13 protein-coding genes are annotated in these 15018 nt (G+C 62.9%); 4 read left to right on the top strand and 9 right to left on the bottom strand.

Features of this window, described 5'->3' with window-relative positions; genetic code table 11:
• Positions 1-129: 129 nt before the first annotated feature.
• The 6 genes from recJ to G4223_RS17455 form a co-directional block, all read right to left on the bottom strand.
• Positions 130-1923, bottom strand: coding sequence for a single-stranded-DNA-specific exonuclease RecJ (gene recJ, locus G4223_RS17430; RefSeq protein WP_163682356.1), 1794 nt, complete (start codon positions 1921-1923; stop codon positions 130-132).
• A 4-nt stretch (positions 1924-1927) separates the two neighbouring features.
• Positions 1928-2929 (bottom strand): class II fructose-bisphosphatase, encoded by a 1002-nt coding sequence (gene glpX, locus G4223_RS17435; RefSeq protein ID WP_163682358.1) that lies wholly within the window; start codon positions 2927-2929, stop codon positions 1928-1930.
• Between the two features lie 16 nt (positions 2930-2945).
• Entirely contained in the window at positions 2946-4238 is a 1293-nt protein-coding gene (locus G4223_RS17440) for a homoserine dehydrogenase (RefSeq protein WP_420844460.1), read from the bottom strand.
• Complete coding sequence (locus tag G4223_RS17445; RefSeq protein WP_163682360.1) at positions 4238-5467, bottom strand: LL-diaminopimelate aminotransferase; 1230 nt, start codon at positions 5465-5467, stop codon at positions 4238-4240. The genes G4223_RS17440 and G4223_RS17445 overlap by 1 nt, the downstream gene beginning before the upstream one ends.
• Before the next feature lie 136 nt (positions 5468-5603).
• On the bottom strand, positions 5604-5900 hold the full coding sequence (locus tag G4223_RS17450; RefSeq protein ID WP_241004194.1) for a DUF2293 domain-containing protein: 297 nt from the start codon (positions 5898-5900) through the stop codon (positions 5604-5606).
• Entirely contained in the window at positions 5897-6961 is a 1065-nt protein-coding gene (locus tag G4223_RS17455) for an OmpA family protein (RefSeq protein WP_163682362.1), read from the bottom strand. The genes G4223_RS17450 and G4223_RS17455 overlap by 4 nt, the downstream gene beginning before the upstream one ends.
• A gap of 212 nt (positions 6962-7173) precedes the next feature.
• Here G4223_RS17455 and G4223_RS17460 point away from each other — a divergent pair, with 212 nt between their 5' ends.
• Entirely contained in the window at positions 7174-8970 is a 1797-nt protein-coding gene (locus G4223_RS17460; RefSeq protein ID WP_163682363.1) for a PHA/PHB synthase family protein, read from the top strand.
• Between the two features lie 144 nt (positions 8971-9114).
• On the top strand, positions 9115-9531 hold the full coding sequence (locus G4223_RS17465) for a hypothetical protein (protein ID WP_163682365.1): 417 nt from the start codon (positions 9115-9117) through the stop codon (positions 9529-9531).
• 9 nt (positions 9532-9540) lie between these two features.
• On the opposite strand, the gene G4223_RS17470 is transcribed toward G4223_RS17465, so the two are convergent.
• A complete protein-coding gene (locus G4223_RS17470) occupies positions 9541-9939 on the bottom strand; it encodes a hypothetical protein (RefSeq protein ID WP_163682367.1) in 399 nt (132 codons plus the stop codon).
• A 356-nt stretch (positions 9940-10295) separates the two neighbouring features.
• On the opposite strand from G4223_RS17470, the gene G4223_RS17475 reads away from it, so the two are divergent.
• Positions 10296-10610: a hypothetical protein gene (locus G4223_RS17475; protein WP_163682369.1), complete on the top strand. Its 315-nt coding sequence runs from the start codon at positions 10296-10298 to the stop codon at positions 10608-10610.
• A 7-nt stretch (positions 10611-10617) separates the two neighbouring features.
• On the opposite strand, the gene G4223_RS17480 is transcribed toward G4223_RS17475, so the two are convergent.
• Both G4223_RS17480 and G4223_RS17485 read right to left on the bottom strand, forming a co-directional pair.
• Positions 10618-11169 (bottom strand): recombinase family protein, encoded by a 552-nt coding sequence (locus G4223_RS17480; RefSeq protein WP_163682371.1) that lies wholly within the window; start codon positions 11167-11169, stop codon positions 10618-10620.
• 201 nt (positions 11170-11370) lie between these two features.
• Complete coding sequence (locus G4223_RS17485) at positions 11371-12732, bottom strand: SIR2 family protein (RefSeq protein ID WP_163682373.1); 1362 nt, start codon at positions 12730-12732, stop codon at positions 11371-11373.
• Between the two features lie 140 nt (positions 12733-12872).
• Between G4223_RS17485 and G4223_RS17490 the strand changes: the two genes are divergently transcribed.
• A complete protein-coding gene (locus tag G4223_RS17490) occupies positions 12873-15014 on the top strand; it encodes a type I restriction endonuclease subunit R (RefSeq protein ID WP_205762560.1) in 2142 nt (713 codons plus the stop codon).
• The last annotated feature ends 4 nt before the right edge of the window (positions 15015-15018 follow it).

Here is a 15018-nt window from a genome sequence, read left to right on the forward strand (position 1 = left end):
CTCAGTTGTAATACCACTGAAGTAATAGGGGTATTTCACCCGCGTCGTGTCTGACCTTCGCCGAGACCGTTTGACAAAGGCGGAAAACGCGAGGCTGACAACTTGTGAATGGAAAGAAAAACAATCCGTTCAGCGGGCGGGGGCGGCATCGTCGACGATCAGTTGGACCGAGGTGGTGCCTTGCCAGGTGTCGGCCCGCAAGGTGCCGGCCAAGTGGAAGGCACCGCCGCGCCCCAGAAGCAACGCTTGGCCCATGTCGCTGTCGGCGGCGCGGAAGGCGATGGCCTTGAGGCTGGCGCCGCCCATGCCCTTGACGATCAGCCGCACATGGCCGTTGCCGACCACGTCGGCCTTGACGATGCGGGCGTCGGTGACGGCGAAGCGCGGTTCCGGGTTGCCGGCGCCAAAGGGGGCCAGTTGTCCCAACGCCTCGATCATGTCGGTGGTGCAGCCGGCGGGGTCAAGCGCGCCGTCCAGTTCCAGCACCGGCACCAGTTCTCCGGTCAATTGCGCCTGAAGCCGGGCGGCCAGGAAGGCGCGGAACTCGTCCAGTTTTTCGCGGGCCACGGTGAAGCCGGCGGCCATGGCGTGGCCGCCGCCGGCCTTCAGCACGCCGGACTGGCGGGCGGCGATGATCGCCGCGCCCAGATCCAGGCCGGGAACCGAACGCCCCGATCCCTTGCCCTCGGCGCCGTCCAGGGCCACCACGCAGGCCGGGCGGTTATAGCGTTCCTTGAGCCGGCCGGCGACGATGCCGATGACGCCGGGGTGCCAGTCCTCGCCGGCGGCCAGCACCAGCGGCAGACCGTCGTCGGCGGCGTCTTCCACCTGTTCGATGGCCTGTTGCAGGACAGCGGCCTCGATTTCCTGGCGGTCCTTGTTGTAGCCGTCCAGAACCTTGGCGATCTCGCTGGCTTCGGCCGGGTCGTCGCTGGCCAGCAGACGGGTGCCCAACTCGGCCTCGCCGACGCGGCCGCCGGCGTTGACGCGCGGGCCGAGAAGGTAGCCCAGGTGGTAGGCGTCGGGCCGTTCCTTGACGCCGGCCACGTCGGCCAGCGCCGACAGGCCGACATTGCCGCGTTTGGCCATGACCTTGAGCCCCTGGGTGACCAGAGCGCGGTTGACGCCCTTGAGCGGCACCACGTCGCACACCGTGCCCAGGGCGACGATGTCCAGCCATTGCAGAAGGTCGGGCGGGGTGCGTCCCTGATACCAGCCCTGTTGCTTGAGCACGCGGTTGACCGCCACCGCCACCAGGAAGGCGACGCCGACGGCGGCCAGATGGCCGTGCGGGCTGTCTTCGTCCAGGCGGTTGGGGTTGACCAGGGCGAAACAGCGCGGCAGTTCCGGCTCGGCCTCGTGGTGGTCGACGACAACCACGTCCAGCCCGGCCTCGGCCACGGCGGCCAGCGGCGCGTAAGCCGTGGTCCCGCAATCCACCGTCACCACTACGCCGACGCCTTCGGCCTGAAGTTTCAGAAGTGCCGGGGCGTTGGGGCCGTAGCCTTCGGTGATGCGGTCGGGAATGTGCACGCGCACCACCGCGCCGACCGATTCCAGGAACAATCGCAACAGTGCCGACGAGGTGGCGCCATCCACGTCGTAATCGCCGAAGATGCCGATGGGCTCGCCGCCCATCACCGCGCGGGCCAGCCGTTCCGCCGCCTTGTCCATGTCCTTGAGGTGGAACGGGTCGGGCAACAGGTGGCGCAGGGTGGGGGTCAGGAACAACTCGGCGTCGTCCAGTCCGATGCCACGCGCCGCCAGGGCACGGCCCACCACTTCGGGCAAGTCCAGACGTTGGGCCAGCGCCAGCGCCACCCGAGGATCGCCGGCGGCCGCCTGCCACCGCCGCCCGGTCAGCGACCGCTCGACACCCAGGAAGGCCTCGGCGGTGGGAAGGGGGGCGGCGGGGACGGACATGTGCTCAGCGGTCGTGCAGCTTGGCGTGTTTGTCGAAATCGTGCCGCGCCGAAAGCTGGCGGATGGTACCGGTCATCGAACGCATGACGATGGAATGGCTGATCGCGCCGCCCTTGTAAAAGCGCACGCCCTTCAGCAGATGGCCGTCGGTGATGCCGGTGGCGGCGAACATGACGTCGCCGCGCACCATCTGATCCACGTCCCATTTGGCGTTCAGATCCTGGATGCCGGCATGGCGGGCACGCTGTTTCTCGTCCTCGCTGCGCAGCATCAACCGGCACTGCATCTGGCCGCCCAGGCATTTGAGGCCGGCGGCGGCCAGCACACCCTCGGCGGCACCGCCCGAACCCATATAGAGGTCTATACCGGTTTCCGGCAGTCCGGTGGCGATGGCTCCCGAGACGTCGCCGTCATCGATCAGCACCACGCGGGCACCGGAATCGTAGATGCGGCCCAACAGGTCGGCGTGGCGCGGGCGGTCCAGCATGCACACCGTCAGCTCGGTGACCGCCATGCCCTTGGCGGCGGCGACGCGGGCCAGGTTCTCCTCGGGTTCGCGCTCCAGGTCGATGATGCCCTTGGGCAGACGGCCGCCGACCGCGATCTTTTCCATGTAGACGTTCTGCGGCACATGCAGGAACGACCCCGAATCGGTGGCGGCCACCACCGACAGGGCGTTGTGGCTACCCTTGGCGCAGATGGTCACGCCTTCGATGGCGGTCAGCGCGATATCGACGCGCGGTCCCTTGTCGGTGCCGACGTGCTCGCCGTTGTGCAGCGGCTGGTTCGGGTCCTCGGCGTCGCCGTTGACGATGACGCCGTCCATGGCCAGGCTGTTCAACGCCTCGCGCATGGCGGCGGTGGCGGCTTCGTCGGCGGATTTTTCGTCGCCGCGGCCGACCCAGCGGCCGGCGGCCAGCGCACTGGCCTCGGTGACGCGCACCACCTCAAGCGCCAGATTGCGGTCCAGGGCTTGTGGCGGCGGCACGAAGATGCGGTTGGGCATGCGAGGACGTTCCCCCCTACAGGTTCTCGATGCGGATGATACGCGGCGGCTCGACCACGGCGGCCAGGGTGCCGATGCGGGCGACGGCGCGTTCCATGGCGGCCTCGGTGGTGTCGTGCAGCGTCATGACCATGGGCACGGTCTCGCCGGGGGCGCGGCCGGGCTGGATCATCTGTTCCACCGACACCTGTTCGTCGCGAAGCGCCGCCGAGACGTCGGCCAGGACGCCGGGGCGGTCCAACACCATCAGGCGCATGTAATAGGCCCCCTGGCGCGCCGTCATGGGGGCGGCCGGCAAGGGTGACAGCGCCGCCACCGGCACACCGAAGGTGGGAGTGCGGCAACCGCGCGCGATGTCCACCAGATCGGCGGCCACCGCCGAGGCGGTGGGACCGGCCCCGGCACCGCGTCCTTCGTAGATGGAGCGGCCGACGAAATCGCCTTCCGCCACCACCGCGTTGAACACGCCGTCGACGCGGGCGATGGGGGCGCGCACCGGCACCATGCACGGGTGCACCCGCTGTTCCACGCCCAGTTCGGTCTTGCGGGCGATGCCCAACAGCTTGATGCGATAGCCAAGCTTCTCGGCGAATTCGATGTCCACCGCCGAGATGTGGCGGATACCCTCGACATGCATGGACTGGAAATCCACCGGGGTGGCAAAGGCCAGCGAGGTCAGGATGCACAGCTTGTGGGCGGCATCGACGCCGTCGATGTCGAAGCTGGGATCGGCCTCGGCATAGCCCAGGGCCTGCGCTTCGGCCAACACGTCGGCGAAGTCGCGCCCGGTTTCGCGCATGGTGGTCAGGATGTAGTTGCAGGTGCCGTTCAGGATGCCGGTCACCTGGGCGATGGAATTGCCGGCCAGCCCTTCCTTCAGCGCCTTGATGATCGGGATGCCGCCGGCCACCGCCGCTTCGAAGGCCAGCGCCGCGCCCTTGTCCTCGGCCAGTTTGGCCAGCTGGGTGCCGTGGTGGGCCAACAGCGCCTTGTTGGCGGTGACCACCGACAGGCCGCGGGCCAGCGCGGTCTCCACCACCTGCTTGGCGATACCGTCCGAGCCGCCGATCACCTCGACCACCACGTCGACGTCGGCTTCCGCCGCCATCACGGCGGCGTCTTCGTACCAGACGACGCTGTCGGGAATGGCCACGCCGCGATCCTTGGAGCGGTCACGGGCCGACACCGCCGCGACCTCGATGGCGCGGCCGGAGCGGGCGGCGATGATGCCCGCGTTGTCGGCAAGCAATTTGACCAGCCCGGCACCGACGGTGCCCAGGCCGGCAACAGCGATCTTCAGGGATTTCATCAGCCGGACACCACGCGCTGTTTCTCGGATTCTTCCAGGATCTTGTCGTAATTGCCCAGGAACGCCTTGATGTTGCGTACCGCCTGACGGGTGCGATGGCGGTTCTCGACCAGACCGATACGGACGAAATTGTCGCCGTACTCGCCAAAGCCGATGCCCGGCGCCACCGCCACCTGGGCCTCGCGCATCAACAGCTTCGAGAACTCAAGCGAGCCGAGATGGGCGAAGGCCGGCGGAATCGGCGCCCAGGCGAACATGGTGGCGGGCGGGCTGGGCACGTCCCAGCCGGCGGCCTGAAGCCCCTCGATCAGCACGTCGCGCCGCGCCTTGTACATCTGGCGGATGTCCTCGACACAATCCTGGGGGCCGTTCAGGGCGGCGGTGGCCGCCACCTGGATGGGGGTGAAGGCGCCGTAATCCAGGTACGACTTGATGCGGCCCAAGGCGGCGATCAGCTTCTTGTTGCCGGCGGCGAAGCCGATACGCCAGCCCGGCATGTTATAGGTCTTGGACATCGAGGTGAATTCGACGGCGATGTCCTTGGCGCCCGGCACCTGAAGGATCGAGGGCGGCGGCGTCACGTCGAAATAGATTTCGGCGTAGGCCAGGTCCGACAGGATCCAGATGCCGTGATGGCGGCAGAAATCCACCACCTGCCCATAGAAGTCCAGATTGGCCAGCAACGCGGTCGGGTTGCTGGGATAGTTCAGCACCAGGGCGATGGGCTTGGGCACCGAATGGCGCACGGCGCGGTCAAGCGCGCGCAGGAAGTCGGCGTCGGGGGTCACCGGCACATAGCGGCACGAGCCGCCGGCGATGATGAAGCCATAGGGGTGGATGGGATAGCTGGGATTGGGCACCAGCACCACGTCGCCGGGGCTGGTGATGGCGTTGGCCAGATTGGCCAGCCCTTCCTTGGACCCCAGCGTCACGATGCATTCGCTCTCCTGGTCCAACTCGACGCCGAAGCGGCGCTGGTAATAGTTGACCAGGGCCTTGCGCAGACCGGGGATGCCGCGGCTCATGGAATAGCGGTGGGCGCGCGGATTGCGCGCGGCCTCGACCAGCTTGTCGACGATGTGTTCGGGGGTCGGCTGGTCGGGATTGCCCATGCCGAAATCGATGATGTCGTCGCCGGCGGCACGAGCTCGGGCCTTCATGGCGTTCACTTCCGCGAACACATAAGGGGGAAGGCGCTTGATCCGATGGAATTCCTGTTCCGTGCTCATGATGCCGATTCTTTCTTCCGCCAATCCGGCCTCGACAAACCAAGGCCGGAAAAGCCTTTCGCGAGGATTGGGAAGGGGCAGTTCTAGCGCGCCCTCGGGCAAGAATCGACACCTTTTTGGTAGGGCTGGCGTCGCGTTATTGCTCTTGCACCCGATGACGGCATCCCCATGCGGCCAACGTGGCGTTGATTTGGTCGCGCACGAAAAAACGCGCGGCCTCGACGTCGTAGCCTTCGGCCAGCAAGCCGTCGTAATCGGTGTGGACGTGACGGGCGTGGGCCACCAGCGCCGCCCACGCCGCCGCCTGGGGCGACGCGACGCGCAGGCCGGCGGAATCGACGGCATGGTCCAGGATGTCGGCCCGCTCGAACGCGGGCAAGGCCGGGGCCATTACCGTCAACGCCTGGGCGATGCGGTCGCGCCGTGCGGTCAAATGACGTCGATATAGACCTGGGCGCCGACGTCCGAAACCATGCCGGCGGCACTGGGATCGGCACCGACCATGATCTTGCGGGCGGGGACGCCGCGCTTGGTCAGTTCGCGCGCCACCGCGTTGGCTCGCTTCATGGCGGCATCCAGGCTGCCCATCATCTGCTGCACGTCGTCACCGCCGAACAAGGGCGCGGGGGCATGGCCGACGACCCGGACCACGCCGCCGGTCTGGCGATAAACGCGCGCCACCTCGGCGATCGAGGCGCGGTCGGCCGAGGTCAGGTTGGCCGAACCGGCGTTGAAGTCGAGCGACGCCACCTGGAAGCTGGCCGCGGGCTGGGCCACGGGTTCGGGGGCGGCCATGCCTTTGCCGCCACCCTTGACGCGGTTCCTGGCCGACGACGGCGGCACCAGATGGATCGGCTCTTCCTCGTAACGGGGAGAGCCGCCATAGCTGGCGACCATGTTCGGGCTCAGGCTCTGTTGTGCCGATTCCGCCAAGCGGCGCTGGAACTGCGCCTGCAACTGGCGACCGCCGCGGGCGGGCACGGTCTCGGGAATGTCGGCGGGCGCCGGCGGGGTCATGTTGACGCTGTCCGGCGGGGCGTTGGGGCCGTCGTCGCGCGCCGTACCTGGCAGCGCCTGGGCGGTGACGGCCGGCTTGGGCGGCACGCCCTCGGCGCTGGCGACCTGGGTGCCGGCCGGCGGCGGCGTGCGGCGGGCCAGTTGCTTGGTGGGCGTCACCTCGCGGCGGATCGGTTCGGCGTATTTGGAATTGGTGCGGTCGGCCGGCAACCCTTCGGTCAGGTCGTCGCGCGAATCGGCGCCGGTCTTGCTGTCGGACGCGGCCTCGGCCTGTCCCTTGGCGGGCACGGGCTCGGCCACTGGGGTTTCGTCGTCGCCGGCGATCATCCGCTCGGCACCCTTGTACCATTCCACCGGGTTGACGGCGTCGGGAACCGACGAGCAACCGCTCAGCATCCCAACGGCGAAAAGTACCCGGACGGCCGTCAGCGCGCGTTCACGATTGCGACCGATGCTCAAATCCAAGCGACCCATCATGGTAAGACCCACCACCCCGATTGTCGTAGAGAATGGACGCAGTGCCAACTTTTACGGCATGTTCACGTTTAACAGGCTGGCGATTGAAAGTATATAGGTCAGGTAGGGGCTTTCGAAGGGGGTGATGCCGTTTCGCGGACGGTGCTATCCTCGACGTGGAACAGTCGCGATTGCTTTTTTGCGTTTCGTGGAAACTCCAGACGAGGATTCTTATGGCCGAAGAGATGGGTAACGACGTCAAGCTGATCGACCCTGCCGAACTGTCCAAGGCGATGGCCAACATCGCGGAACGCAGCCAGCGCGTCGTCGCCGAGTTCCTTAGCCGCCAGACGGCGGACCCGGCCTCGGTCAACCTCGATCCGCTCAACATCGGCAACGCCTTCATGGAGATGACCACCCGGTTGATGACCGACCCGGCCAAGCTGGTCGAGGCCAATTTCAACCTGTGGCAGGACTACATGGCGCTGTGGCAGAACACCGCGCTCAAGTTCATGGGCGAAGTAGCCGAGCCGGTGGCCCGACCCGACGCCGCCGACCGCCGCTTCAAGGACGAGATGTGGGAAGAGAACGAGATCTTCGACTTCATCAAGCAATCCTACCTGCTGTCGGCGCGCTATCTGCATGGCGTCGTCAACGGGGTCGAGGGGCTTGACGACCACACCGCCCAGAAGGTGGATTTCTATACCCGCCAGTTCGTCGACGCCATGGCGCCGTCCAACTTCGTGCTGACCAATCCCGAGGTGCTGCGCACCACCGTCGAATCGGGTGGCGAGAACCTGCTCAAGGGCTTGAACAACCTGCTTGACGACCTTGAACGGGGGCACGGCAAGCTCAGCATCAAGATGACCGATTACGACGCCTTCAAGGTGGGCGAGAACATCGCCGTCACCCCGGGCAAGGTGGTCCATCAGAACGACCTGATGCAGTTGGTCCAGTACACCCCGACCACCGACAAGGTGCTGAAGGCGCCGCTGCTGGTGGTGCCGCCGTGGATCAACAAGTTCTACATCCTCGATCTGCGGGCCAAGAACAGCTACATCAAATGGGCGGTGGACCAGGGACACACCGTGTTCGTCATCTCCTGGGTCAACCCGGACGAGAAGCTGGCGGCCAAGACCTTCGCCGACTACATGAAGGAAGGCCCGCTGGCGGCGTTGGACGCCATCGAGAAAGCCACCGGCGAGCGTCAGGCCAACGTGGTCGGCTATTGCCTGGGCGGCACGCTGACGGTGTGCACCCTGGCCTACATGGCGGCCAAGGGCGACGACCGTTTCCTGTCGGCGACGCTGTTCACCACCATGACCGACTTCAAGGAACCGGGCGAACTCGGCGTCTTCATCGACGAAGAGCAACTCCAGAACCTCGAAGGCATGATGAGCCAAAGCGGCTATCTGGACGGCCGCGACATGGCCATGACTTTCAACATGTTGCGGGCCAACGACCTGATCTGGTCGTTCGTGGTCAACAATTATCTGTTGGGCAAGGACCCGTTCCCGTTCGACCTGCTGTATTGGAATTCCGATTCCACCCGCATGCCGGCGGCCATGCACAGCTTCTATCTGCGCAAGATGTACCAGGAAAACCAGTTGGTGGTTCCCGGCGGCATCACCTTGGACGGTGTCGCCATCGACCTGTCCAAGATCAAGACGCCGATCTACATGCTGTCGACCCGCGAAGACCACATCGCGCCGTGGAAAAGCACGTTCTCGCTGACCCAGAACACCTCGGGGCCGGTCAAGTTCGTGCTGTCGGCCTCGGGGCACATCGCCGGCGTGGTCAATCCGCCGGCCGCCAACAAGTACTGTTACTGGACCAACGCCAAGAAGGTGAAGAACCCCGACACCTGGCTGAACGGCGCCAAACAGGAAGACGGTTCGTGGTGGCCGGATTGGCATGCCTGGGCGTCCAAGTTCGGCGGCCCGCAGGTGGCGGCGCGACAGCCCGGCGAGGGCAAGCTGAAGCCGTTGGACGAGGCGCCCGGCTCCTACGTCAAGGCCCGCGCGGTCTGATTTCTGGATCGGTGTGGTGACGGGGCGGCGTCGGCGATGGCCGGCGCCGCCCTTGTCGTCTCTACGCCCTGGGATTGTATTCCTTGACAATGGCTCGCATGTTCTGGTAAGAACATAAAGCGAACATTGTTTGGAGGGTGAGAAATGGGTGGTTTCGAGAGCGCGGCCATGGCTTTGGGGTCGATGGTCGCCAACCAACAGCAGTCCCGTCAGGCGGCGAAGGCCCAGTCCGCGCAGATGGAGGCGCAAAACGCGCTGGTGGTGCAGCAACAGCAGATCAAGGCCAAGCAGCAGCGCGACCTTCTGTCCCGTCAGATGGCCTCGGCGCGGGCACGGCTTGCCGCTGGCGGCGTCGGTGTCGGCTCGGGTTCAGGGCAGGCGCTGCTGGCCGGCATGGTCAAGGACAGCGAAAGCCAACTGGCCGATTCCGATGCCTTGCTACAGGGCCGTCAGGCCGCGTCCTCCGCCGGTAACAGCAGTTCCGGCAGCGGGTTGCTGCAAGGTTTGAACACGGTGCAACAGGCCTGGAACGTCATCCAGCGTTTGCCGGGCGGCGGCTGAGGGCTCTGGCTATCTTAGCGCGTTGTTGACCAGATAGGTGGCGATGTCGGCGGCCTTGGCCTTGGTCTTGGGCGGCTCCTTGCCGTCCAGCGCCAGGGCGATCAGCCGCGCGTTCTCTACCGACACCAGGTTGACCTTGACGATGCCGACGGCCCCCCTGAGCTTGGGGTAGTAGTTGGGATCGACCAGCTTTTCCTTGCGGGTCAGCCGTGTCATCACCTCGTCCTCGCTCTGCTCGGTCTCGGCGGTCTTCAGAACCTTCCAATCATCGTAACCGGCCAAGCCGGCCACCGCTTCGTCGGGACCTTGGCCATCGGCCAGCCCGACCTTGAACAGGTTCTTGCCCAAGCCGACATCGGCGCCCCATTCCTGCATGGTCTTGCTGATGGCGACGTAAAGGATTGCCATTCTTCGCTCCGTTGAAACGGCGGTGTGCCGAAATGGGAAGGGGGCCGCCGGCAGAACCGGCGACCCCCTTGAACCACGCACCAAGTGTCGATGACGCCGGATTAGCGCTTGGTGAAATGGTGGCTTTTAAAAAGTATTTAATATCAATGCCTTGCGATGGAATAAAAAGCAGCACAAGGTCAGCACAAGCATATTTTTTTGAGAACCGGGCGGTCCGCATTTTCTAACACGCACCACCAGAGGGGGCAAGAGGTCAACTCGCGCTCATTGAGTGAGGGCGATTGTTGGGAGAGGTGACCCGTGCGATTGTTGGCGTTAGGAGCCGCCAAGCGGCACCGCCGAACTTAGGAGGAACAATGTACTTCACCGAAGAAATCCTGCAACAGGTCATCCTGTGGGCGATTCAGCGGACCTCGCTTTCGTTGGGGCTTATTTCTGAAGGGGACCAGTTTATTCCGGAGGATGCCTTTGAGCGCATCGCCCTGGCTAAGGGACACCGGGATGCATTGATGGAGTTTGTTGCTGCTTATGGAGCTTGGTACGCCTTCCATCTAGAGATTTACAAAGCGGAGAAGCAGGGCAAGCTAAATCCGGAAGAAAACAACCGCTTGATGGCGCTTATTCATCGTCGCGACAATGCCAAAAAGACCTTGTTGGATATTACTGATTAGGCGTTGATTAGTGGTCATCGGCCAGCGCCCGATAGACGCTGGCCCGACCGATCCCGAGAGTGCGAGCGATATCCGCAGGGCGCACGCCTTGGGCCTTCAGGGCGCGCACTTCCTCCGGTTTGATGGTCGGCCTGCGCCCCTTGTATTTGCCTTCAGCCTTGGCTTTGGCGATGCCTTCCCGTTGTCTTTCCAGCATTACCTCGCGCTCCCACTGGGCGATGCCACCGAGCAAGGTCAGCATCAGGCGTCCGTTTGGCGTGCTGGTGTCCATCCCCATATTCTGGATGCGCAGGCCAACGCCTTTCTCCTCCAGGGTTTGCGTGATCTGAAGGAGGTGGGAGACCGAGCGGGCCAGCCGGTCAAGCTTGGTCACGATCAGCACGTCACCTTCGCGAACGAAATCCAGCGCAAGAGCAAGTTGCTCGCGGGCGACGACATCCACCGACGACACTTGTTCGCAAAACAGCTTTTCGCAGCCTGCGGCCTTTAGGTCGCGCACTTGGGCTTCCAGGCCAGCTTGCTGGTCAATGGTGGAGGTGCGGGCGTATCCGACGAGCATTTGTCCAAATCCGTCTCATTTACTTCTTTAAACGCTATCACGAATCCCTGTTTCGTCAATGAGACAACGTATATGAGACAGATTTGGCCGTCATAAGCGCCAGCGCCCAGTGATTCGCTGAACCACGGTCTTTTGAGACGCGTCCCTTAGGGCGCGACGTTGTGTGGGGTCGCCGCCTTCCAAGAACGGGTGAGTTTCCCGCTAAAGTTCAAGAGTGTATTCTTGCCCAGCGGAAAGGCTGCTCAATAAGGTGAGTGCGTCTTCAGAATATTTGTGGTTAATGGTCGTCTTTCCGCTTTTCACGGCGATATGATAGCGGTTATCGCTTGCCTTGATGTCAACGCCAGTATCCTGCCGAAGCTGCTCAATCAGCTTGTGTGCGCAGTGCCAACCTTTCCCGCCCAGCTTTTCCCCAAGATTGGTTAGGAGATATGGGTACTTGGCATTGAGAGCAGATGGATTGTCCAGGGTCGTAATGCCGTAAACCTTCGCCAGTTCATCGGTTGAACTGACTGCGTGCTCCAGCACCTTGAAATCCACCTCCAGCGCACGGCTAGGAAGGTCGTGGCGAACAAGTTCATAGGTGCGCGCCATCAATGACCTGAGGATTTTAGGATTTACTTTGATTGCCGCTTCATCTGCGGCAAATGCGTCAAACACCCACTGGAATGAGGATGCGCAAATGCTTTTGACGCGCACACTTCTATCGCCCCCAACTGAAATCAGCTTTTCCCTGGCAGGGTATGCCTCTGTGATTTTTTCCTGCCATTCAACCAGATAGATGTTGGGTATAAGCTCTCCATTTGGACAAAGTATCTCGTCAATGTCAGACAGAATGGCTTTTATATTTTCATCGTTGGCACTGTAGCCGACAAAAAGCAAAGGGTGTTCGGCGAAGAAGGCAAGAAGCTTTGCGCTCAAATATTTCTTTTTGTTTTGAAACTCAACGTAGTCAGATGTGGTGAGGACAAGGCTGGCGTGATCCGAAACGCATCCGTGGATTTTGAAAATCTCTCCCACCGAAGCATATTGATGGCGAAGTATTTTCTGACCAATGACTGGGGCGTAGTCGCTGAAAACCGCTTCCGAAAAGCTGTCAAAGTTGGTCGTGATAACGGCGTGCGGGCGAATCGCTTGCAGAGCCGCCAACTCCGCCCGAAGGGCCGGGTCTTTCACTTGGTCGGCAGACTTGGGGGTGATGCTGGCTAAGTGTTCGCAGACCTTAAACTTTAAGTAAGCGTCTGCCCTGGTCTCGGGAGTAAACATTGAGTTCGGGAACAATGCCTGACCACTTCCCCAAGCCCATTCACGGTAGGAGTCCGCAAAAGTTTCACCGATATCGCTGTAGCTTTTGAACGCTTGTTTAAAATAGGCGAATGGCTTCCCAATGACCGGGCATTGTTCGGCCATCTTCTGCAAAAGCTCTTCCCAACTTGGCCCACCAAAGTAACGCCGGGAAAGACCGGAGCCGACAAAAAGGATTGGCTGGCACCCCATATTTTCTATGCAAGCTGCAACATCATCCTTGCAGTCGGCAATGTAAGATTCGTAGTCCTTCGCCATCCCCCGATCCCCCGAAAAGTTCACCTCGTGGGTCGCCAAGCGTGCGCGCCCTGGTGCTTTAACTACCTAACACAGCATCTCGCGGTTGTCGCCCCGATGTCGCCTCGGTAGACTGTTGAAGTCGCTGGGGGAGTCGCGTGATGTCGGCCAATGAGGCGTTTAGTCGCGTAAAGATTGACGCGCAGTTACGGGATGTCGGCTGGAGCCTGTCGGACGGGAAGAGCGTCCGATACGAGTATGTCCTTCCCGATAAGACCAAGGCCGACTATGTGCTGTGTAACCGGCACGGTCATTCCTTGGCGGTCGTGGAGGCCAAAAAGGCGTCCATCAATCCCGTTGAGGCCGAGGGGCAGGCCCTGGCCTATGCCAAGCAGCTTGGCGTCCCCTTCATCTTCCTGGCGAACGGCGAGGAGGTGTGGTTCTGGGAGTGGGAGAAGGAAGCCCATCCCCGCAAGGTCGCCACCTTCTCCTCCCAGGCCGATCTTGAGCGCGCCGAAGCCCTGCGAAAGCTCCGTGTTGACCCGATGACGGTGGCGATTGACGCCAAGATCGCCGGGCGCGACTACCAGAAAGCCTGCATCAACGCGCTCTGCCAGGAGATCAACCTGGGCCGCCGCAAGATGCTGGTCTCAATGGCGACTGGCACTGGCAAAACCAGAACCGCTGCCGCCTTCATCAAGCGACTGTTTGAAGCCAATGTGGTCAGCCGGGTGTTGTTCCTGGTGGACCGCATCACCCTCGCGAAGCAGGCCGAGGACGCCTTCGCGGAATACCTCCCCGATTACCCCGCCTATGTGCTGCGCGGTGGCCGCCGCTTCCAGGATGAGAAGCGTATCACCATCTCCACCCTTCAGACCTTCATCGGCGAATACGCCAAGCTCCCCGCATCGTATTTCCAGCTTGTCGTCGTGGACGAGTGCCACCGGAGCATTTACGGCAAGTGGTCGGGCACCCTGCGGCACTTTGATGGTATCCAGGTTGGCCTCACCGCCACGCCTTGCGTGATGAAGGATGCCGATGATCTGCCCGATCCCGAGGACGGCCAGTTCATTCGCGACACCCTCAAGTTTTTTGAGGTTAAGGAGCCGACGTTCACATATTCGCTGAAACAGGCCATCCAGGAGGGCAACCTCCTCCCCTACCACATCTACCGCGCACTGACGGTCAAGACCGCCGCCGAGGGCGGGTTTGAAGTGAAGCGGGACGAGCTTGATTGGTCGGCGATGGACGAGGCCACGAAGGCCGAGTTTGAGGCCCTGTTCAATGGTGCGGATTCCATCGTCGTGGACCCGTCAGCCCTGGAGCGGAAGTTCACTATCCCGGAGCGCAACCGCGCCATCGTGCGCGAGTTTCGTCAGGTCTTGGAGAAGGGCTTCACCGGCAAAGACGGCGTGAAGCGCGCACCCCTTTGGGGCAAGACCATCGTGTTCGCTGTCACGAAGAAGCACGCCGAGACCCTGGCCCATATGTTTGACCAGGAGTTCGCCGACAAGAAGCCGTCTCCCCAGACCCGCTATGCGGATTTCGTTGTGTCGGGCTTGGGCGAAGACGACACCGTGGACGGCTTCACGAAAATCAAGCGTTTCAAGGACGAGGAGTTTCCCAAGGTCCTGGTCTCGGTGAATATGCTGGACACCGGCTTTGACGCCCCCGAGGTGGTCAATCTGGTGATGGCCCGCTTCACCAAGTCCACCATCCTCTATCAGCAGATGCGCGGGCGCGGCACCCGGCAGGCCCCGCACATCAAGAAGTCCGCGTTCACGATGTTTGACTTCGTGGGCGTGACCGACTTCCACGGCGACGACGAGGATGCAGGTGAGGGCGGATTCGTCATTCCGTCCAAGCCCCGCGACCCGACCGCGCAACCCCGTAAACTGCTCACCCTGGACATCTATGACCACATTGACCCGTCCACCCGCGAATGGTTCACCGTTGACGAGGACGGCAACCTGATTCGCACCGACGAGCAGGAGGCCAAAGCCACCGAGTTGGGCCTGCTGTTTGAGGCGTGGCTGGTCGGGCGCTCGTTTGACACCGAGCAGATGCGCTGGCTGCGGATGATTGAGAGCCAAATCCGCGCCAACGCGGGTGAGATGGAGGAGTTCCAAGCCTACCATTTCACTATGCCGCCCTTTTCCCTCAATGGCGGCTACCAGCGGGCGCGACAGGTGTTCGGCGGCGATGACGCCCTGAACGAGATGCTTGCCAGCCTGAACGCCGCCGTGTTTCCTGCCGCTCCCGGCGGCGACGGCCCCGCCCCTGAACAGCCTTCGGCGCATTGAGATA

Origin of the sequence: Magnetospirillum aberrantis SpK (genome assembly GCF_011022235.1) — a bacterium.
Classification (GTDB): domain Bacteria; phylum Pseudomonadota; class Alphaproteobacteria; order Rhodospirillales; family Magnetospirillaceae; genus Magnetospirillum; species Magnetospirillum aberrantis.

What these genes read in the sequence shown, in the direction of transcription:
- G4223_RS17475 (WP_163682369.1), top strand. Translation starts at nt 10,296, where the DNA reads ATGTACTTCACCGAAGAAATCCTGCAACAGGTCATCCTGTGGGCGATT.
- glpX (WP_163682358.1), bottom strand. Translation starts at nt 2,929, where the DNA reads ATGCCCAACCGCATCTTCGTGCCGCCGCCACAAGCCCTGGACCGCAAT.
- G4223_RS17440 (WP_420844460.1), bottom strand. Translation starts at nt 4,238, where the DNA reads ATGAAATCCCTGAAGATCGCTGTTGCCGGCCTGGGCACCGTCGGTGCC.
- G4223_RS17455 (WP_163682362.1), bottom strand. Translation starts at nt 6,961, where the DNA reads ATGATGGGTCGCTTGGATTTGAGCATCGGTCGCAATCGTGAACGCGCG.
- G4223_RS17445 (WP_163682360.1), bottom strand. Translation starts at nt 5,467, where the DNA reads ATGAGCACGGAACAGGAATTCCATCGGATCAAGCGCCTTCCCCCTTAT.
- G4223_RS17490 (WP_205762560.1), top strand. Translation starts at nt 12,873, where the DNA reads ATGTCGGCCAATGAGGCGTTTAGTCGCGTAAAGATTGACGCGCAGTTA.
- G4223_RS17470 (WP_163682367.1), bottom strand. Translation starts at nt 9,939, where the DNA reads ATGGCAATCCTTTACGTCGCCATCAGCAAGACCATGCAGGAATGGGGC.
- G4223_RS17460 (WP_163682363.1), top strand. Translation starts at nt 7,174, where the DNA reads ATGGCCGAAGAGATGGGTAACGACGTCAAGCTGATCGACCCTGCCGAA.
- G4223_RS17480 (WP_163682371.1), bottom strand. Translation starts at nt 11,169, where the DNA reads ATGCTCGTCGGATACGCCCGCACCTCCACCATTGACCAGCAAGCTGGC.
- G4223_RS17465 (WP_163682365.1), top strand. Translation starts at nt 9,115, where the DNA reads ATGGGTGGTTTCGAGAGCGCGGCCATGGCTTTGGGGTCGATGGTCGCC.
- recJ (WP_163682356.1), bottom strand. Translation starts at nt 1,923, where the DNA reads ATGTCCGTCCCCGCCGCCCCCCTTCCCACCGCCGAGGCCTTCCTGGGT.
- G4223_RS17485 (WP_163682373.1), bottom strand. Translation starts at nt 12,732, where the DNA reads ATGGCGAAGGACTACGAATCTTACATTGCCGACTGCAAGGATGATGTT.